Genomic DNA, 20,428 nt, shown 5'->3' with positions numbered 1-20,428 from the left:
ACCTAATAAAATAACGAGCCATGAACAAAAGAGCTATCATTATTGATGATGAACGTTTGGCCAGGAATGAACTGAAAAAATTATTGACCGAATTTCCGGATATAGAGGTGATCGATGAAGCATCGAATGTAGATGAAGGTTTACAGAAGATCGAAGCATTGAATCCTGATCTTATTTTTCTTGATATCCAGATGCCGGGTAAAACTGGATTTGATCTGTTGAGCGAACTTGACCGCACACCCGAAGTGATCTTTACCACCGCTTATGATGAATATGCATTGCGTGCTTTTGAAGTGAACGCATTGGATTATTTGTTGAAGCCGATTGAACCCAAGCGTCTTGCTGATGCATTGCATAAGCTGGATGAAGATGACAAAGAAACAACAGTTGATGGTGAACCGATATCGGTGAACCGCAGCATGCTGAGTGAGAACGACCAGGTTTTTGTAAAAGATGGTGAACGTTGCTGGTTTGTAAAGCTGAGCGATATCCGTTTGTTTGAAAGTGTGGGCAACTATGCAAAGGTTTATTTCGGCCCAAACAAACCACTCATTTTAAAATCATTGAATGCATTGGAAGAACGTTTGGACGAGAAGATATTTTTCCGTGCCAACCGCAAGCATATTGTGAACCTGCGCATGATCGAAAAAGTAGAACCTTATTTCAATGGCGGGTTATTATTGGAAATTCATGGTGGTGATAAAATAGAAGTGAGTCGCCGACAAGCCGTGAAGTTTAAAGAAATGATGAGCTTATAAATCGTAAATCTTTTATTGTAATACCTTATCGAATGAAGAAAATTTTTGCAACGTGGTTATTGCTTACAGTAGCCACGTTTTTATTTGCACAAACGAAAGTTGAGAACATTATCAATGCGAAAGAAGTTGAACGCATTGAACGAGTACTTGCATCAGATGAAATGAAAGGACGTCGTGTGTTTTCTCCGGAGATCGATAAAGCTGCTGATTTTATTGCTGCAGAATTTAAAGCTGCCGGTTTGGAATCATGGAACAACAGCGGTACCTACCGCCAGGAGTTTACAATTCTTACTCCACGATTTAAGGGATTAACCTGCAGCTTTGATCAGCAAGCAGTAGATGCAAAGAATGTTGTTGTTATAACAACCAGTGGTAGTTTAACAATCAATGAGAAATCCGGTTATGAGAAAGTAAAACTTTCGGCAGGTGTAAATCTGTTTACTGAAGCGCAGAAATATATCCGTTCAGGAAAAAATTATGTAGTGCTGGTTGATACTTCTTACAGTAAGAACTTTGGAAGGCTGACTGGATTTAAACGTGGCATGTTCCCAATGAAGAACAATGTTGTCTTTGTGTTGACTACCGTCGATCCATCAACTTACAGTATTGAAGCACAACATGAAATTACTGAACAGAAACTGTCGAACGTAGTTGGTATAATTCCAGGGAAGAGTAAGAAAGATGAATATGTGATCTTTTCAGGTCACTATGATCATATCGGTATTGGCAAACCTGTTGATGGTGATTCGATCTTTAATGGTGCCAATGATGATGCGGCAGGAACAACTGCTGTTATTATGCTGGCGAAGTATTACAAAGCATTAAATAATAATGAACGTACCATCATCTTTGCTGCATTTACTGCAGAAGAATCGGGTGGTTACGGTGCACAGTATTTTTCCAAGCAATTTGATCCTGCAAAAGTTGCTGCCATGTTTAACATTGAAATGATCGGTACAGAAAGTAAGTGGGGTAAAAACTCAGCATACATCACCGGTTATGAAAAAACTGATATGGGTGCCATTATGCAGAAGAACCTTGAAGGAACCGGATTCACATTTCATCCAGATCCATATACCGATCAGAATTTATTCTATCGTTCCGATAATGCAACCCTGGCACGTTTAGGCGTGCCTGCGCACACCATCTCAACTTCAAAAATGGATAGCGAACCCAATTATCACAAAGTATCTGATGAAGTGGAAACGCTGGATATGGATAATATGGCCATGATCATTAAGTCCATTGCATTAAGCGCTAGAAGTATTGTAGCGGGAAAAGATTCACCAACGAGAGTGAAAGTGGAAGAACTGAGATAATATCCGAAAACTTTGAGATAAATAAAAAAAGGAGCATTGCTCCTTTTTTATTTTCTGATCAATAGTTGAAATTTAATTTAGCTTTTCAAAATGCAGATCAAGCTTCTTATCTTTTTTATAATAATCCATGATCAACACTTGTCCCTGACGGGCAGGTAATACAATTGATCGTGTGGCATCTGATTTTGTCTGGATCTTATCCTGCGTAAGTTTGCCATCGCTGTATGTTATAGAATTGAACGTTGCTCCTTTGTAATTTTTACCACGTTCATAGTCGCTGTAGCAAATTGAAAAAGAGCTATGGTCTTTATTTACTTGTGTGTAAGCATAGTCAAAAGCGTTTGAAAACTTCAACTGTTTTCCTAACATTTGAGTGCTGACAAATTCATCGCCGGAACCTAATAGAATATCATTATCATTTTTCTCATAAATGGACGCTTCTTTTACTGTAAAATCTTTATCAAACTTGATCATTACCATATCCGTTACTTTGAGCTTAACTGTACTCATACCCGATCTGCCGCCACTTAATACCTGAGCAGTAATACCAAGTGCACTTGCTGCTTTTTTATATCCCTCACCAATAGCATAAATACTGCCATCATCAGCCTGTACCATACTGTGGAGGTACATATAGCCCAGGTTATCAATTTTGCCATTTCCGTTTGCGCCAAGTTGTTTGCCAAGGTCAAGAGCCCAAGAGGAATATTTTTCAGTTAATGTTTTCCCTTTATCATCAATACCAATAAACGCAAATCCCTGCGATTTGTCTTTCATTACATTTCCGCCCTTATTAAAATACTCTCCATACACATAAGCTTTGCCATCATTTAAGACAGACATGCTGATAGGAAAAAAATTATATTTTCCTTCGTTGGTGGATTTTTGAAATAGTAGTTTGCCATTTTCGAGTGATAATCCAAGAATAAATGAGTCGGGATTGCGATCAAGCATACCGGAAAATTTCAACATTTCAATATAAACCACGTTGTTAAAAGTGCCCAGGTAATCGCCTAAAAACATTTTGCCATCTATTGCAGGAACATAACTCCACTGTTTTTTTGAATCACTCCCTATATAGCTGATTTGAAAAGTAAAATCCTTATTGTCCCTGCTTGGCATGTTTGAGATGAACCCTTTTCCTTCAACAGGATAAAGGCCTTTGAAATTACTGTCTTCATCATTCATATGTAAAGATATAGCTAGAAAAGCTTCGTCTTTTTTTGTAATACTTTTTGTGTAGTAGTATTTCTTTGTGCCATCGGCCCCATAAACCTGATAACTTAAGATATTGTCATCGGAGTTATAAAATAAAAAAACAAGATCGGTTCCGTTGAAAGACGATTCGAGAATAATAACATTTTTTGAATCCTGGAACTTCACTTCCTTTAATTTATTAAGGCTCTGGTCCATGATCTGTAACGTATACTCGTTTGTGTTACGATCGATCTTATCACTTACGTAAAAAAAGTAATAGCCTTTAACTTCACTGCCTTCTTTAATAGCATCTGAGTTGCGGAGAACACTTGATTTCTGGATATTTGCGATGCTTAATTTTTGTGCTTGTGTGCTTGCAAAGAAGCTCATAAGCATAAATAAAACTGTTAGTTTTTTCATTTCTGTGGTTTTGTTTTAATGTTGATTATTGTTTTTTTCGGCTATGTTTAGTTGTTCTGCTACAGGCTGATATTCTTTTAAGGGGGATAAATAGCGGTTACAAAACGATCGTGTCAGTTGCGCCATCTCATCAAGTCGTATACGGTTAAGCAATCTGAGAAGTTGGTTGTAATCGTCTGAATAGAATTTGTTTTCCGTATCAAGTAATAAACCTGCTTTGTGATTTTTCTGTTGTTCGTAGAGTTTATTCAGATCTCTGGCAATTAAATAAGCAGCAAGATTTGTATATTTTTGCTGTTGTAACAGAAGCAGGTTGTAATAAATATTGCGGCTTACATTACCCGATTGATACGTATGCTCAATCATTTCAAGCATCAGTTCTTCTTTCAGTTTTTGGAAATAGTTTTCATCAACCAGGAAAGAGTTACCTGCTGATTGGGAAGCAACTGAGTCTTTCAATGCAGCAATACGAACAGTGCAATCAGGATGTGTTTTGAAGGAATCTATTTCTTTCGCTTTTTCTTCGGTAGTCTGTGTATTTATTTTACTGAAAATAGCTGACTCTTCCTGTATCCATTTCTTTTTAAACGGATAGCTTTCAAAGTTGAGCATTGTTTGCACATTGAGCTTTGTGAAAACAGTGGCTTTATCAACCGTATCAAGTAATTGCAGTAACGATACAATACCGTTTGCATCGTACCCGGTATTCTTGAAAAAACTGAAAGCCTGCAAATCAGCTTCTGTTTCTTTACTACGGCTATGATGCCTGCTGTTGAATATTAAATTGAGACTGAGTTTTTCAAGTTCTGCATTTACACTATATTCTTTTTTCGAAAGTTCTTTTAATTTCTTTTGAAATTCTGAACTATTGGTAACGGTAACGTAGTTGTCGACAGACTGCAGCGTGTGTGATTTGTGATAATGAGCTAATTCATGACACAACACAAATGCGAGTTCTGCTTCGTTATGCATATGTATCACAAGTCCCGCATTAATGGCTATAGATCCATCACCCATACTGTATGCATTCGGCCACCAGTCACGTGTAAAAAATATTCTTAGTTCATCAGCTTTTAAAACAGGATTTGCTTTAATGATCTTACCAAGTACCTGTTGCAGGTATTGATGAGGTTCTTTTGCAGTTAGCGGACTTTTGCTGTTAATTGTTTTTTCAATCTGCCCGAAATGTGTTTTATAGATCTCTTCGTAATCCTTTCTTAGCGATGGTGTAACTTTCGACAACCATGATGTTTTTACAAGGCGAACGGATTGTACCCAATTCTTTTTCAGAATCGTGTCATCCGTTTGAAAATTATAAAAAGGATTTTGCTGTGCTGATAGCAATGAGCAGAACAATAACAATAAGAAAGTGTGGACAATGGTTTTCAAAAGCATACTGGGTTGTGGTTCCTGCTTAACAAGGAATTTAATACCCGGTAAAAATAATACCTATGAAGGGATTTTTATGCTTTTACAGGCACACTATGTATAGCTGCGGCCATTTCTTTAATAAGTGTGGCGTTTTTCTCAATAGCATTGCCAATTACAATTACATCAGCACCCGCTTTACAGTTGCGGTATGCTTTTTCAGGATCGGTAATACCACCACCGATAATGAGAGGAGCTTCAATTTGTTGTGCTACTGCCTGGATCATGCTTTCGCTGATAGGTCGCTTGGCACCACTGCCTGCATCCATGTAAACTACTTTCATGCCCAGCATTTCACCGGCCATTGCAGTACACATAGCAATCTCATTTTTATCAGATGGGAGAGGAGCCGCATTGCTGATATATGAAACAGTTGTGGGCGCACCACCATCAACTACCATATAAGCTGTTGAAATAATTTCAAGTCCGCTTTGTTTCACAAACGGTGCAGAGATCACATGCTGACCGATCAATAATTCAGGATTACGTCCCGAGATCAATGAAAGATATAACAACCCATCAGCGTATTTACTGATCTGTGAAGGACTACCGGGAAAAAGTATCACCGGAATATCGCAGGCAGCTTTTATCTGCTGCACTACTTCATCCAGTTGATTGGAGATAACCAAACTTCCACCTACAAGAAAATAATCTACACCTGCATCCACAGAAAGCTTTACCAACTGTTCAATGGCGGGTGGATCAACTTTATCAGGATCAATTAAAACAGCAAATGATTTTTGCCCTTTCTGTTTTCGCTCCTGTAATTCTTTATAGATGTGTTGCTTCATTCAGTGAATCCTATTCCTGCAAAAATGCAAAAAAATGTCCATCTTTTTCATATTCAGTTCTTTTTATCTCACAGGGCAGATATTAGGTTAAATTCTGATATCAGCAGGAGCACATTTTTCTGCGTTTAGATGCCAGCGTTAGTTTCATTTTCGGGTATTCGTGCCCTCAAATGCAATGGCAGCAGGCCAAAGGGAAATATTTGGAAACAGCCAAGTTTTTTTTGCTCATTTTTTAAAACAGGGGGTTGAAAACTCAGTATCCACAGGCAAACACACGTTGGTATTGCATTTGCGGCTGATTTCCACAGTCTGTGCATATCTATGACTTTGGGTGTATCGTTTGAAAAAATATTTTCGTAGTCTATCGTTTAACGATTTCTTAACCCAACCACTAACTAACCCACAAAACTTACAGATCAAAATGGCCAGCAAAAAGAAACAAGATCAGGGGCTGAAGTTCAGCCGCCGGTTCACAAAAGAAGGAGTTACTCCCTTCGACCTGTTTGAGTATGATTACCGTACTTCTGTGATTCGCAATCCATCCGGAGAAGTTGTGTTTGAGATGAATAATGTGGAGGTGCCGAGTCATTGGAGTCAGATCGCAACAGATATTTTGGCGCAAAAATATTTTCGTAAGGCGGGTGTACCACAACCTGATGGTTCATTGGGTCGTGAAACTTCTTCTAAGCAGGTGGCACATCGTATGGCCAATTGCTGGCGGGTGTGGGGTGAGCGTTACGGCTATTTTGCAACTGAGCAAGATGCACAGGTATTTTATGAAGAGTTAGTGTATAGTATTTTAAACCAGGTGTGCGTGCCTAACAGTCCGCAATGGTTTAATTCGGGTTTGTATGAAAGTTATGGCATCAAAGGAAAGCCACAAGGTCACTACTTTGTTGATGCGAACGATGGCGAATTAAAGAAATCAACTTCTGCATACGAACGTCCTCAACCACATGCCTGCTTCATCCTCAGTGTGAGTGATGATCTGGTGAATGAAGGTGGTTTGATGGATCTCTGGGTGCGTGAAGCAAGAATTTTTAAATATGGTTCCGGTGTAGGTACAAACTTTTCTACTATTCGTGGCGAAGGTGAGAAACTCAGCGGCGGTGGTACATCAAGTGGTTTGATGAGTTTCCTGAAAATAGGCGACCGTGCTGCAGGTGCTATCAAAAGTGGTGGTACAACACGCAGAGCTGCAAAGATGGTTTGTCTCGATTTAGATCATCCTGAGATCATGGACTTCATCAACTGGAAAGTTGAAGAAGAAAAGAAAGTAGGTGCTTTGATCAATGCAGGTTATGCATCTGATTACGAAGGTGAAGCTTACCGCACAGTGAGTGGACAAAACTCAAACAACTCTGTACGTATACCAAACGAATTCTTTGAGAAATTAGAGAAGGGTGAAGATTGGGAATTGAAAGCACGTACTGATGGTCGTACAATGAAAAAAATTCCTTCACAGGAAGTGTGGAACCAGATCGCTTATGCTGCATGGCGTTGTGCTGATCCGGGTACACAGTACGATACAACAATTAACGAATGGCATACATCACCAAAAGGCGGACGCATCAACGCATCCAATCCTTGCAGTGAATATATGTTCCTTGATAATACTGCCTGTAATCTCGCTTCGGTAAATCTTCGTCGTTTGTTTGATGAAGAAACACAAACCTTCGATGTACAAGGGTTTGAATACGTTTGTCGTTTGTGGACAGCAGTGTTGGAAATTTCTGTGTTAATGGCACAGTTCCCTTCAAAAGATGTTGCACAACTTTCATACGATTACCGCACACTCGGTTTGGGTTATGCCAACCTCGGTTCAATGCTGATGGTAATGGGTATTCCTTACGATAGTGAAGAAGCACGTGGTATTGCCGGTGCATTAACAGCAATCATGACGGGCATCTCTTACAAAACATCTGCAGAGATGGCTTCCTTCCTCGGTGCGTTCCCACGTTACGAAGAGAACGCAGAAGATATGTTGCGTGTAATGCGTAACCACCGTGCAGCTGCTTACGATGCTGAAGAAGCATATGTAGGATTAAGCATTAAACCATTAGGTATTAAAGCACAATACTGTCCTGATTATTTACTCACAAGTGCCTGCAAGAGCTGGGACGATGCAGTAGAAATGGGAGAGAAATATGGTTATCGTAATGCACAAACAACGGTTATTGCTCCAACAGGAACAATTGGGTTGGTGATGGATTGCGATACAACCGGCGTTGAACCTGATTTCGCTTTGGTGAAATTTAAAAAATTAAGCGGTGGTGGTTATTTCAAGATCATCAACCAATCTGTACCGGCAGCTTTGAAAAAGCTCGGTTATACTGAAAGAGAAAGTGAAGCGATTGTAAAATATGCAGTAGGATCAGCTTCATTGAATGGTGCACCGCATGTAAATCCTCAAAGCCTCAGCGAAAAAGGATTTATTGCTGAAGAGATCAAGAAGATCGAAGCATCACTTGCAAGTGCATTTGAAATTGGATTTGTATTCAACAAATATGCATTGGGCGAAGAATGTTTGCAACGTCTTGGTTTTACTCCGGATCAATATAACGATTTTGAATGGAGTTTATTAGAAGCTTTAGGCTTTACTGATGAACAGATCGCTGAAGCAAATGATTATATCTGCGGTACAATGACGGTTGAAGGTGCTCCATTCTTAAAACTGGAACACTATCCGGTATTTGATTGTGCAAACAGATGCGGTAAGAAAGGGCAACGTTATATTCATCATAGCGGTCATATTAAAATGATGGGTGCTGCACAACCATTCCTGAGTGGTGCTATTTCAAAAACCATCAACCTGCCAAATGAAGCAACAGTTGAAGAAATTGCTGATGCTTATTATGAAAGCTGGAAGCTCGGTTTAAAAGCATGTGCATTGTATCGTGATGGTTCTAAACTTTCGCAACCGTTAAGTACAAAAGGAAGCGACAAGAAGAAAAAAGAATCAACTGAAACTGCAGCAGAAGAAATAGCCGCAATAGCCGAAAGCAATATTGTTGACATGGCCAAGCTTACAGTAGAAGAACTGCTGGAAGAATTGAACAAACGTGTACAGGCTTCACCTGATACAAAACTGAAACGTCAACTTGCACGCATTGTTGAACGCAGAACATTACCTGCTAAACGTCGTGGCTTTACGCAAAAAGCGAAGATCAATGGCCAGGCTATTTTCTTACGTACAGGTGAATACAGTGATGGTACATTAGGAGAAATCTTTGTTGATCTGGCAAAAGAAGGTAGCACGTTGAAAGGTTTGATGAACAGTTTTGCCATTGCTATTTCTGTTGGTTTACAATATGGTGTTCCGTTAGAAGAATATGCAGAGAAGTTTGTGTTTACCAAGTTTGAACCAAGCGGCATGGTAGATCATCCGAATATTAAATCAACCACTTCAATTGTTGACTTTGTATTCCGTTGCCTGGCTTATGAATACTTAGGACGTACTGATCTTGTTCATGTATTGGATAAACCTGAGATCAACAATACAGGTATGGATGATTGGGATGATGTGCCGACAGGGTTGGAATACGAAAAAAAAACTCCGGAACTAAGTGATGTAAGAGTGGTCGGATCAGTACCAACTACACCACAGGTGCAGAAGGCACAACGTGTTGCTGCAAATCCTGTGAAGATGGATAATGGTCTTGATGCAGTGAATGCAGCAGCGAAGAGTATGCAAAGCGATGCACCTGCCTGTAATACTTGCGGACACATCACCATCAGGAGTGGTACCTGTTACAAATGTTTGAACTGTGGTAACAGTATGGGTTGCAGTTAATGCAATCGCTCAACAACAAATCTCAACAGAGGTTCCTATAACAAACGCTCCGGTTCTCCGGAGCGTTTTTATTTTTACTGATACGGGGAAAAATTGCGTAAATGCCGAAACAGGATACGTAACAATACAAAGTAGATGTTCTGGTTTAAAACTTTTTCTAAGGGATACACTTAGTTTGTAAAATTCAATGGCCCGATTTTCGTTGTTATGTTGTCGAAAGACCTATTTTTAAAATGTATTAAATCCGTACCAATGAAAAGAGCAATCGCTTATACTGTATTGCTGTTAAGTATCTTTTATCTGAGTAGCTGCAGCAGATCCCTGACGCCCTATGAAGCCGCACATGGATCCTATCGCAAATGTATGCGTGTCAGATAACTTTTTATACCCCCGCTAAAACGGGGGTATTTTTTTGCCTTTCTGGTTCATTCCGAAAAGACACATTTAGTCTGTCAATCACTCCATCTATTGAAAATTAATGTGCATATAACAGGAATCAGCCGCATGCACGGGCTTGGCATGTAAACTTTATTTACATTGCAGCTCCCGAAAACGGGATTACTTATACTTACAATTATGAGAAGCTTATTTTGCCGGACACTGCTCCTGGTATTTCTTTTTCTTTCCATTACTGCGCATGCACAATTGGTAAGTGGTCCCATGCTCGGTCCCGTTGAATTACGCACAGCAAAATTGTGGATCGAAGTAAAACCCGGTAGCGATGTTGTGTTGCAGTACTGGAAAAAAGGCGATCTCAATTCTTATAAATCAATTCAGAAAAAGACCAACCGTGATGACTGGTTTTCACCGGTTGTATTTAATGTTGTTGGGTTGGAGCTGAATACAACCTACGAATACCAATTCCATATTAATCAGAAAGTGATTGCTAAACCAACAAAAGCAATTGGCACATTCACCACAAAAGAATTATGGCAATGGCGCAAACCTGCTCCTGATTTTTCTTTCCTGACAGGTTCCTGCGCTTACATCAATGAACCTGCAGTTGATCGTCCGGGAAAACCTTATGGTGGCGATTCTTCCATTTTTGAAAGTATGGCAAAGGAAAAAGTTGCTTTTATGCTTTGGATGGGCGATAACTGGTATACACGTGACGTGGACTATTACGACGAATGGGGTTTATGGAACAGGGCCAGTCATGACCGTTCTGTTCCTGTGCTCCAAAACTTTCTGAAGTCAACTTCGCATTATGCTATGTGGGATGATCATGATTATGGCCCGAATGATATTGGTACAAATTATATTCTGAAGAAAACTTCACGTGATGTATTTACCAACTATTGGTTAAACACAACCTATGGAATGAATGGTGAAGGTATCTACTCGATGATCAGTTATGGCGATGTAGATATTTTTATGATGGATGACCGCTGGTGGAGAAGTGCAGACAATATGAAAGATTCTATTGATGGGAAACCAAATCCTGATAAGTTAATGTGGGGTAAGCAACAACTGCAATGGCTGAAAAATTCGTTGCTGTTCAGTCGTGCTCCATTCAAAATCATTGCAAATGGCAGCCAGGTGTTAAATCCTGTTTCGCCTTTTGATAAATTACTGGATTGCCCTGCGGAGTATGAAGAGCTGATGAGTTTTTTGCAAGTGAATAAAATTCCCGGTGTGTTGTTTATGAGTGGTGATCGTCATCATACAGAAGTGATCAAAGTAAATAGACAGGGTGCGTATCCTTTGTATGATGTAACAGTATCGCCTTTAACGGCAGGTACACATAAGTTTGGTGCAGCTGAAGCAAATAACCCTTACCGGGTTTTTGGAATCGATGAAAAACAGAACTATGGTAAATTTAATTTCACCGGTGCAAGAGGCCAACGCAAACTCACGGTTGAATTTTTTGGTGTGAAGGGTGATAAGCTTGGCCAGTGGAGTGTAACTGAAAGTGAATTGAAATACCAACGATAAAAATTAATTGAACGAATAAAACAGGCAAGTATGAAGATTTCTTTCCGGTACGATCGAAAAAAAGTGATCCAGGCATTACGTTATCATTTTATTTCTAAAAAAGAAATACGCATACTTATTATACTGGTAAATGTGTTTGCACTGTTTGCGGCCGGTATGTTCTTCTGGAAAAAAATAGCGCCCGTTGCATTTCTTCTTAGTTCGTTCTTATGGTTTTCACTAATGGTGTCGTTCTGGTTCATCCTGCCATTTACAGTTTACAGCCGTGCAAAAACATTCAGGGATTCGTTTAACCTTACTTTCCTTGATACTTACATGCATATCGAAAACCCTAATGGCAGTAAGAACTGGAGCTATAGTGCTTTTAAATACTTTATTGAAACGCCTAACTTCTTTCATCTTTATATCGATGAACGTTCATTCTTCTTAATTCCTAAAGATGCTTTTACGGAAGAAGAAGGAACTCACAATGCAAGAACATTGCTTCGTGAAAAAATAGGGCATAAGTAACTTGTTTGTTTTTCCTTGTTTTAATTGACAACTGTAAAATAAAACCCTCTATACTCAGATTATAGATTCTACTACATAGCAATTAAAGGCTACTACTTAATTTTACGCATATTCATTACCTGAGTAAAACCTTTAAAATGAAATCCATATCCCGGTATTTTAAAGGGCTGATGTTGCCCTTTATTTTTTTGCTTCATGCCTATGTAAGTTATGCCCAATCTCCCGGATTAATCGTTCGTCCAGCTGGTGCAACGGGTCCGGTCGTTCTCAATCCAAACCAGGATTTTTTTAGTTCTGCAACCTCCGCAGGCTTTACTACAAGCGATATTACTCAAAGTGAAATATTGTATAAGATTATTAAGCCGGTTATGATTGAACCAACAGGTGACCTTGCTACAGGACCTGATGGTGGTTATTCCGATATTGTGAAAACCGTTGATAACAGCGGCTGCTATATTTACAATGATGGAACAAATCTTTTGTTCCGTTTGCGTATTGGCAGTATTGTTAGCGGTGCAAAGGCATATAATATCTTAATTGATACTGATCTGAAGCTTGGCGCATCGGGTTCTGCTGCTGATCCCAATTATGTGGCTCCAACAAACAGCGGAAATGGTAACCCTGGTTTTGAACTGGAAGTGGCACTCGAAACAGGTACAAATGGGCGTGTGGCTATTTATAATGTGGATGGTATTGTAAACCCAACTGCAAGCAACACTTATTCTCTTGCAACCAATCAATTGATCTCTGTTGCACTGAGTCGTGAATCAGGTAATGCAGATTATTTCTATGATTTTTTTGTACCCATGTCGGCATTAGGTATTACAGCATCAACACCAATCCGTATGGTTATTTCAACCAATACAAATCCCGGATCAGCATTTCAGGGAACACGTTCTGATATTTATGGTTTGAATGATGATAATTTTACCAGCACAACAGATGCCTGGGAATTTTTAGGCGAGAATACGCCGAGCTTTACATTGAATGATCTCACCTCAGGCGGCTCTGGTCCTTCGGATGCATGTACAGCTGCGCCAGCTGTAAATACAGATATTGCATCGGGATCAAATGTAAATATTACAGGAACATGGACAAGACTTGATGCAACAAAACCTTCAACAGCCACAATCTCGGTTTACAAAAATGGCGTACTTGCCGGCACAACAACTGCAACAAGCGGAAGCCCGTGGACTTATATTATTGCAAGTGTAGCCAGTGGAGACATCATTACTGCAAAAGCCCAATCAACTGTTGAGAGTATGTGCTTAACAAGTAATAGTGTTGCTGTAACATCATGCTCTCCGGCTAATATCTCAACTAATATAACAACGGCCATTAGTTGTATTACCAATAAAGGCATACAGGGAACAAAGCCTGCTAATGCAAGAATCAAATTATATACAATTGCAGCGGGTGGCAACCTTATTTTATTGGCAGATGATGCAACAACAACATTTAAAATTACCTATAATCAAACAACCGATCCTTCAGGTACCATTTGGGAATATAACAGCACAAATAACGGTGGACCAAACGCTGCCTGTACAGGCGGAGCCAATGATATGACATCGGCCAGTTATGCATTTACCGTAATTGAATCAGGTAAATGCGAATCAGCACCTGCGTTTAGTTGCTTAACACTTACACAAACAGCAGCGCCAACAATTACGCAAACAATTCTCTACCCGGGTTCAACCATCAGTGGAACGGCAGTAACAGGTGCAACAGTACGTTTACTGGTGAACGGATTTATTGTTGCATCAACAACAGCTTCTGGCAGTGCGTATAGTTTCTCCAATCAAACATTTCAAACTGGTGATGTAATTACTGTTCGTCAGCAGGCAAGCGGACAATGTGTAAGTACAGCAGCAACAATTACCGCATCATGCTTTACAGCAGCACCTGTTATAACTACAGATATCCAAGGTAATTTAACCGGCGGTACAACAACTGTTACCGGAACATCGTCTGAACCAGCAGGTACAACTATCCGGTTTTATAATACTACACCAACATTGCTTGGTACAACCACTGTGCAGGCGAATGGTACATGGTCTGTAACTGTTACAGCATTGGTAAACGGAGCAACCTATTACGCAACAGCACAAAACGGAACTTGTTCTGTTAGTGCTAACTCTTCATCTGCAACAGCAAGAGTTGCGACCACTGTTTGCCCAACTATCACCGGATCATACACAGAAGGGAATGCATCTGTATCAGGATCGATCACCGGTCCGTTTACAGGTACAGTTTATTTATACCAGGATGGAGGATTGATTGGATCGGTGGCACTCACAGCTCAATCAGCATGGACAGTAACTGTGCTGGCATCTAACCCCTTGTATGCAGGCGGTGTATTAACGGTTGGTGCACAAGCAACAAACAGTACATTAAATACAGCATGTGGTTCCACTACTACTGTTTCCTGTTCTGCTCCAACAACACCATTGATAAGTCCAACAACATCATCGATCTCCGTTGGGCAAACAGTTACCTATACTGTTTCAAATACGCAATCAGGAGTATTATATGTTGTTGAAGATGCAGTCAGTGGATCAAGTTATGCAACATCAGAATTTGGAAATGGCGGTGCCGAAACAATCACTACACAAACATTCACTTCACCGGGTGTATATAATATTGAAGTTGTTGCCGATAAATTATCAGGTTCAGGTTGTTTATCTGTAGCAACTGCATCAATTACAGTTTCTGGCACATTGCCTGTTCAGTTACTTTCATTTAACGGCCGTTTAATAAACGCACAGTCACATTTGAATTGGCGGACAGCTACTGAGATCAATGCAAGTCATTACCTGATTGAGAGAAGTGGCGACGGCATTAATTTTCTTTCCATTGGTTCTGTAAAAGCAATGGGAAACTCAGTTGCTGAAACGGCTTATCAATTTGTTGATGCATCGCCTTTGGCAGCTTTTAATTATTATCGATTGAAGATGGTGGATGAAGATGGTAAATCCAGCTACAGTATGGTTATCAAGTTATATAGTAATAGTTCCACCAAAGTAATTGCATCACCTAATCCATTTGACCAGGTAATAAACATACAGGCTACAGTTGAGGTAAGCGAAGATGCCTATATCCGCTTGTTCGATCAACATGGACGAATTGTATATAATACTATCAGGTCAGTGTTTAAAGGAACGAATGCTATTCAGTTAAATAACCTCCCTCAATTGCCAGCAGGTAACTATATCCTGGAAGTGAGAAGCGGTCAACTGAAAAGCGCTCAACTAATCTTAAAAGCGAAGTAAAGCAAAAGAAATAACTGGAAATGCCCTCAGATAGTGAGGGCATTTTTTGTTGCTACCCCCTAAAAAATGTTGCTTAAAATATTTGGTTTATAAAATAAACTAGTCTATGTTTGTGATCTATTTATAAGAAATGAAAGCATTCACCTTACTCATCAGCCTTATCATCGCCCAACTTGCTTTTGGGCAAACCACCATCAGTGGCACCGTGCTCGATAACAAAAAGAAACCTGTAGCCGGCGCATCTATTGCCATTAAAGATTCTTACGACGGTGCCACTGCTGACTCGGTTGGTCGTTTCCGGTTTAAGACCACCGATAAAGGAAGCCAGGTCATCATCATTACTGCTATCGGCTTTAAAACTGTGGAGTTGCCGGTTGAATTAAAAGGCGGCGATCTTCAATTACCTGTTCAGTTAAAAGAAGAAGTAACTGAAATGAGTGCAGTAGTAATTACTGCCGGTGCATTTGAAGCCAGTGATCGTAAGCGGGTAGCAGCTGTATTATCATCCATTGATATTGTAACAACAGCCAGCGCTAATGCCGATATTACCGGCGCATTAAAAACGTTACCCGGTGCACAACAGGTGGGCGAGAGTGAAGGATTGTTTGTGCGTGGTGGTACAGCTGCCGAAACAAAAACATTTATTGATGGAACATTGGTCAACAATTTTTTCTTTAGTAGTGTTCCCGGTATTGCACAACGTGGCCGGTTCTCACCATTTATTTTTAAAGGAACCGTTTTCAGCACGGGTGGCTACAGTGCATTGTATGGTCAGGCATTATCATCAGCATTAATTTTAGAATCAATTGATCTTCCTGAACAGTCTTCTGCAACGTTGAATCTTTCTGTATTAGGAATTGGAGCAGGATTTCAAAAACTCAATAAAGAAAAAACTGCATCATGGGGTGTGAATTATAACTACTCGAACCTAACGGCGGCATTTGCAGTCATCAAACAACAGCAGGATTATTCAAAAGCGCCCAACTCACATAACATTGATGCCAACTTCCGCATCAAAACTTCAAAGAACGGAATATTGAAGTATTATGGTTTTTATCTCACCAACAGTTTGGGCTTTACACAAAACAGTCTTGATTCTTTGGGTTATAAAGATCGTTTTGGCTTAAGCAACGGAAACATGTATCATAACTTATCGTGGAAAGAAAGTTTAAAGAATAAATGGAAACTGCAGGCAGGGGTATCTGTATCAACCAATAAAGATGATATCCGTTTTGGTATGCAGGACGAAGATAAAAATGATGTGGTGCTGACTGGTCTTGAGTTCAAACAATTTGAGATAAACAGCAAAGGTTTTTATGCCAATGGGCGTTTGGTATTGGAAAAGAAATTCAGGGCATTGAATGCATTACGTTTTGGGGTTGAGTATAATCATAGTGATGATAAAAGTTTGTTTACTGCGTTTAATGGTTCAAAATTCAGAACACGTTTGATCGAGAATGTTTATTCTCTTTTTGCTGAGCAGGATGTTTATTTAACCAATAAGCTGGCAGCAAAATTTGGTGCAAGAGCTGAGTATTCTGCTTTGCTTGATAAAACAAATCTTGCACCACGTGTATCATTGGCTTATAAGCTGGGTAAAGAGAGCCAGGCTTCATTAGCGTATGGAATTTTTTATCAGAACCCTGAGTTGCGTTACCAGCCAACGATTGCACCGCTTACATTCATGAAGGCAACACACTACATTGCCCAATACCAGAAAACAACAAGTCTTACAACCTTCCGTGTGGAAGCATTTTATAAGCAGTATGATAATCTGATAAAGACATCAAACATCAATGGCCGTGAACTTGGCAGCAGCAACAATGGCTTCGGTGATGCAAGTGGATTTGAATTATTCTGGAGAGATAAGAAAACTGTAAATAATCTGGATTACTGGATCTCGTATTCATTCCTCAATACGAAGCGTGATTTTTTAAACTTCCCAACGGCCATTACACCAAACTTTGCAGCAAAGCATACCGGATCATTTGTGGTGAAGAAGTTTGTAACCAAGTTAAAATCGAACCTCAACTTTTCTTACAACTATGCAAGTGGTCGTCCTTATTATAACATTCAATACGATCAAAACACAAGCAAACCTTTCTTTGCTGACAAAGGACGTATCCCTGATTATCATAACGTAAGTTTTTCAGTTAACTACCTGCCCTCAATTGGTAAAAAGAATGCAAAAGCATTTGCTGTGTATGTGTTGAGTGTAAGCAATGTTTTTAATATCAAGCAGGTGTATGGTTACAACTATTCATACAATGGCCAGCGTAAAACAGAGTTAGTTCCACCATCACGTATGTTTATTTTCATTGGTGCATTTATCAGCTTTGGTGTAGACCGTACTGATGATGCCATCAACAATAATTTATAAATCATCATTCATCATTCAACTTTATCACATGAGTAACTTTCAACGAATCCCCGATTCAAATGAAGAAAAAGACAAACAACTTTGGGAGATTGCACAAAAGCGTGCATCGTTCAAACAACATCTCATCACTTATTTACTGATCAATGCATTCTTCTGGATCTTATGGTCAATTAATGGAGCAAAGCATTACGGTGGCGGCGTTCCCTGGCCGGTATGGCCAATGCTTGGCTGGGGTATCGGTATTGCATCACATTACTTTGGTGCATATGTTTATCCTAAAAGCAATAGTGTAGAACGTGAATACGAAAAACTAAAAAACAAACAATAAACCTTACTCATCTTTAAACAACAATAAAATGAAACAAGTACTTCTTGCTGTTTTCTTTGCTCATCTTTTTACAGGGGCTATTGCGCAGAGCGAACGTTATACCGGTGCAATGCAAAAAAATATGCAGGCAATGGGCGAAGCAAAAACCGCCGACGCAATGTTAGATGTAGTAAATGCATTTGAACGTATTGGCAATGCCGAAAAAAATCAATGGCTTCCGTTTTATTATGCAGCAGTTGCACAGGTGTGGCATGCATTTATGACAAACGATCCAAAACAATTCGATCCGTTAGCTGATAAAGCAACTGTATTCATCAACAAAGCAGAAGAGTTTGAAAAAAATAATTCTGAGATCGCTTTGGTAAAAGCAATGATCGCTACAGTAAAAATGAGTGCTGATCCTATGAGCAGGTACATGCAGTATGGTGCTATCATCCAGGAAAACACAGCGCTTTCAAAAAAACTTGATCCAACCAATCCACGTCCTTATATGTGGGAAGCGCAGGGTGTGAGCAGAACGCCGGAGCAATTTGGTGGCGGTTGTGCAAAAGCAAAACCGGTATTTGAAGAAGCTGCAAAACTTTTTGAATCATTCAAACCTGCATCAGCATTGCACCCAAATTGGGGAAAGCAACAAAATGAGCAGGCATACAATGCGTGTAAATAATGTGTATTAGTCCCGGAGTAAACACTTCGGGACTACCTTATTTTTGACGTTTAAACAATAATACATGGAGCAACAGGATTTCTCAGCTAAAGACAGCTTGCAGCTCATTGAATCAATGATCAGCAAAGCACAGAACCGTTTCAACGAGAACGGTCATTTGTATTTACTGTGGGGTTGGGTAATTCTTGTTTGCAGCATAACAAGTTTTATATCTGTTTATTTCTTTGGAAACTTTAAGAATCTCATGTATGTGTGGATGCTCACCATCCCTACAGTTATTTACCAGATGATCTATCTCTCCCGTGTAAAGAAAAGTACAACGGTGCGTACTTACACCGATGAAATCATTGGTTTTGTCTGGCTGGTGTTTGTGATCATGGGTTTCCTTGTTGGTATAATCATTGGACGTAGTGGACAACCGCAGTTGTTTAATCCACTTATCCTGATGTTATATGGCATGCCTACTTTTTTATCCGGGGTTATTTTGAAATTTTCAGCATTGCGTATTGGTGCTATCAGTTGCTGGATATTGGCATTGGTGTCGGTATTTATTCCGTATCAGTTTTCTTTTTTGCTTTTAGCAGTAGCTGTTATCATCACATGGATTGTTCCCGGCTATTTACTTCGTTCACGCTTTCAAAAACAACATTGATCATGCAGGAAAAACCGTTAACGGAACAGGAAAGTTTAATGATCATTCAACAAATGATCAACCGGGCAAAAAGTGATTTTGTTGATACCGGTATTGGCCCAATCTTATGGGGTGCAGTGATCACCTTCTGCAGCCTTGTTCAATTCTGCATCATTCATTTCAGGTGGAAGATGCCTTTTGATATCTGGCTACTGGCATTGCTGGCCATCATTCCGCAAATATTTATTTCTATACGTGAACGTCGTGAACGTAAAGCAAAAGGTTGGGATGATGATGTGATGGGATATGTTTGGCTTTGTTTTGGTATTGGTGTGTTTGTGATAAACTTTATCAATAATGTAGCAGCCGATGCATTTAATCCAATCGTATCCGATTATCGTGAGATCACCGGCAAAGCAGATATTCCTAACTTCTGGACTTACGGTTCTGCCTACCTGCTGTTTGTTTTTGGTTATCCAACGATTGTAACAGGAGCTGCACGAAAGTTCAGACTGATGACCATTGGTGGTATTGTTTGCTGGGTGAGTGCCATCATCAGCGCATTCACCATCACCAAATTTGATTTTTTATTAATGGCTGTATCCGCAGCATTGGCCTGGCTTGTACCCGGTATTATCATCCGTAAGAAATACCTGCAGGGAAAACAACAACATGTTTAAAGAACTCGACCCCATATTACATTCGCAATTACGGCTGGCCGTTATGAGTCTGCTTATTGGCGTTAGGGAAGCTGAGTTTACGTTTATCAGAGAGAAAACGGGCTCTACTGCCGGAAACCTTAGTGTGCAGATCAGCAAATTAAAAGAAGCGGGTTACGTGGATGTGATCAAACAGTTCAAAGACAATTACCCGCAAACGATCTGCAAGATTACCCCGGCAGGAATTGCCGCTTTCGAAACCTATGTGAAAGCATTGCAAACATATCTTCCAAAATAAGTTTACCGTTCGTTCCAACCTTATCTTTACTTCTGTGTTATT

15 protein-coding genes are annotated in these 20,428 nt (G+C 39.8%); 12 read left to right on the top strand and 3 right to left on the bottom strand.

Going from position 1 to position 20,428, the window contains the following annotated elements; translation table 11 throughout:
* Positions 1 to 20: 20 nt before the first annotated feature.
* Positions 21 to 758 (top strand): LytR/AlgR family response regulator transcription factor, encoded by a 738-nt coding sequence (locus tag H4075_RS18565; protein ID WP_182802318.1) that lies wholly within the window; start codon positions 21 to 23, stop codon positions 756 to 758.
* Between the two features lie 32 nt (positions 759 to 790).
* Positions 791 to 2,077: a M28 family peptidase gene (locus tag H4075_RS18560; RefSeq protein ID WP_182802317.1), complete on the top strand. Its 1,287-nt coding sequence runs from the start codon at positions 791 to 793 to the stop codon at positions 2,075 to 2,077.
* 72 nt (positions 2,078 to 2,149) lie between these two features.
* Here H4075_RS18560 and H4075_RS18555 read toward each other — a convergent pair whose 3' ends face one another.
* The 3 genes from H4075_RS18555 to H4075_RS18545 all read right to left on the bottom strand — a co-directional run bounded on the left by H4075_RS18555 (position 2,150) and on the right by H4075_RS18545 (position 5,913).
* Entirely contained in the window at positions 2,150 to 3,694 is a 1,545-nt protein-coding gene (locus H4075_RS18555) for a DUF6770 family protein (protein WP_182802316.1), read from the bottom strand.
* 15 nt (positions 3,695 to 3,709) lie between these two features.
* The gene (locus tag H4075_RS18550; RefSeq protein WP_182802315.1) at positions 3,710 to 4,936 is read right to left on the bottom strand and encodes a M48 family metalloprotease; all 1,227 of its coding nucleotides are present in this window, start codon (positions 4,934 to 4,936) and stop codon (positions 3,710 to 3,712) included.
* 221 nt (positions 4,937 to 5,157) lie between these two features.
* Positions 5,158 to 5,913, bottom strand: coding sequence for a phosphoglycerol geranylgeranyltransferase (locus H4075_RS18545; protein WP_182802314.1), 756 nt, complete (start codon positions 5,911 to 5,913; stop codon positions 5,158 to 5,160).
* Between the two features lie 421 nt (positions 5,914 to 6,334).
* Here H4075_RS18545 and H4075_RS18540 point away from each other — a divergent pair, with 421 nt between their 5' ends.
* The 10 genes from H4075_RS18540 (at position 6,335) to H4075_RS18495 (ending at position 20,386) form a co-directional block, all read left to right on the top strand.
* Positions 6,335 to 9,706: a vitamin B12-dependent ribonucleotide reductase gene (locus tag H4075_RS18540; RefSeq protein ID WP_182802313.1), complete on the top strand. Its 3,372-nt coding sequence runs from the start codon at positions 6,335 to 6,337 to the stop codon at positions 9,704 to 9,706.
* 576 nt (positions 9,707 to 10,282) lie between these two features.
* Positions 10,283 to 11,641: an alkaline phosphatase D family protein gene (locus H4075_RS18535; protein ID WP_182802312.1), complete on the top strand. Its 1,359-nt coding sequence runs from the start codon at positions 10,283 to 10,285 to the stop codon at positions 11,639 to 11,641.
* Between the two features lie 30 nt (positions 11,642 to 11,671).
* Entirely contained in the window at positions 11,672 to 12,151 is a 480-nt protein-coding gene (locus H4075_RS18530) for a YcxB family protein (RefSeq protein WP_182802311.1), read from the top strand.
* Positions 12,152 to 12,288: 137 nt separating this feature from the next.
* Positions 12,289 to 15,423, top strand: coding sequence for a T9SS type A sorting domain-containing protein (locus H4075_RS18525; protein ID WP_182802310.1), 3,135 nt, complete (start codon positions 12,289 to 12,291; stop codon positions 15,421 to 15,423).
* A gap of 130 nt (positions 15,424 to 15,553) precedes the next feature.
* Positions 15,554 to 17,803 (top strand): TonB-dependent receptor, encoded by a 2,250-nt coding sequence (locus tag H4075_RS18520; protein ID WP_182802309.1) that lies wholly within the window; start codon positions 15,554 to 15,556, stop codon positions 17,801 to 17,803.
* A 28-nt stretch (positions 17,804 to 17,831) separates the two neighbouring features.
* A complete protein-coding gene (locus tag H4075_RS18515; RefSeq protein ID WP_182802308.1) occupies positions 17,832 to 18,131 on the top strand; it encodes a 2TM domain-containing protein in 300 nt (99 codons plus the stop codon).
* A gap of 28 nt (positions 18,132 to 18,159) precedes the next feature.
* Positions 18,160 to 18,798, top strand: coding sequence for a hypothetical protein (locus H4075_RS18510; protein ID WP_182802307.1), 639 nt, complete (start codon positions 18,160 to 18,162; stop codon positions 18,796 to 18,798).
* Between the two features lie 64 nt (positions 18,799 to 18,862).
* Positions 18,863 to 19,450 (top strand): hypothetical protein, encoded by a 588-nt coding sequence (locus tag H4075_RS18505; protein ID WP_182802306.1) that lies wholly within the window; start codon positions 18,863 to 18,865, stop codon positions 19,448 to 19,450.
* 2 nt (positions 19,451 to 19,452) lie between these two features.
* A complete protein-coding gene (locus H4075_RS18500; protein ID WP_182802305.1) occupies positions 19,453 to 20,109 on the top strand; it encodes a hypothetical protein in 657 nt (218 codons plus the stop codon).
* Positions 20,102 to 20,386: a winged helix-turn-helix domain-containing protein gene (locus H4075_RS18495; RefSeq protein WP_182802304.1), complete on the top strand. Its 285-nt coding sequence runs from the start codon at positions 20,102 to 20,104 to the stop codon at positions 20,384 to 20,386. Before H4075_RS18500 ends, H4075_RS18495 begins: the two co-directional genes overlap by 8 nt.
* The last annotated feature ends 42 nt before the right edge of the window (positions 20,387 to 20,428 follow it).

This window comes from Lacibacter sediminis (assembly GCF_014168535.1).
In the GTDB taxonomy this organism is placed as follows: Bacteria; Bacteroidota; Bacteroidia; order Chitinophagales; family Chitinophagaceae; genus Lacibacter; species Lacibacter sediminis.
The sequence above is the reverse complement of the archived record's forward strand: the minus strand, read 5'-3'. Positions and strand labels throughout refer to the sequence as shown.

Bases quoted from the DNA above. Each gene is read 5' to 3' on its own strand.
- H4075_RS18565 (WP_182802318.1), top strand. From the start codon at position 21: ATGAACAAAAGAGCTATCATTATTGATGATGAACGTTTGGCCAGGAAT.
- H4075_RS18560 (WP_182802317.1), top strand. From the start codon at position 791: ATGAAGAAAATTTTTGCAACGTGGTTATTGCTTACAGTAGCCACGTTT.
- H4075_RS18555 (WP_182802316.1), bottom strand. From the start codon at position 3,694: ATGAAAAAACTAACAGTTTTATTTATGCTTATGAGCTTCTTTGCAAGC.
- H4075_RS18545 (WP_182802314.1), bottom strand. From the start codon at position 5,913: ATGAAGCAACACATCTATAAAGAATTACAGGAGCGAAAACAGAAAGGG.
- H4075_RS18540 (WP_182802313.1), top strand. From the start codon at position 6,335: ATGGCCAGCAAAAAGAAACAAGATCAGGGGCTGAAGTTCAGCCGCCGG.
- H4075_RS18535 (WP_182802312.1), top strand. From the start codon at position 10,283: ATGAGAAGCTTATTTTGCCGGACACTGCTCCTGGTATTTCTTTTTCTT.
- H4075_RS18530 (WP_182802311.1), top strand. From the start codon at position 11,672: ATGAAGATTTCTTTCCGGTACGATCGAAAAAAAGTGATCCAGGCATTA.
- H4075_RS18525 (WP_182802310.1), top strand. From the start codon at position 12,289: ATGAAATCCATATCCCGGTATTTTAAAGGGCTGATGTTGCCCTTTATT.
- H4075_RS18520 (WP_182802309.1), top strand. From the start codon at position 15,554: ATGAAAGCATTCACCTTACTCATCAGCCTTATCATCGCCCAACTTGCT.
- H4075_RS18515 (WP_182802308.1), top strand. From the start codon at position 17,832: ATGAGTAACTTTCAACGAATCCCCGATTCAAATGAAGAAAAAGACAAA.
- H4075_RS18510 (WP_182802307.1), top strand. From the start codon at position 18,160: ATGAAACAAGTACTTCTTGCTGTTTTCTTTGCTCATCTTTTTACAGGG.
- H4075_RS18505 (WP_182802306.1), top strand. From the start codon at position 18,863: ATGGAGCAACAGGATTTCTCAGCTAAAGACAGCTTGCAGCTCATTGAA.
- H4075_RS18500 (WP_182802305.1), top strand. From the start codon at position 19,453: ATGCAGGAAAAACCGTTAACGGAACAGGAAAGTTTAATGATCATTCAA.
- H4075_RS18495 (WP_182802304.1), top strand. From the start codon at position 20,102: ATGTTTAAAGAACTCGACCCCATATTACATTCGCAATTACGGCTGGCC.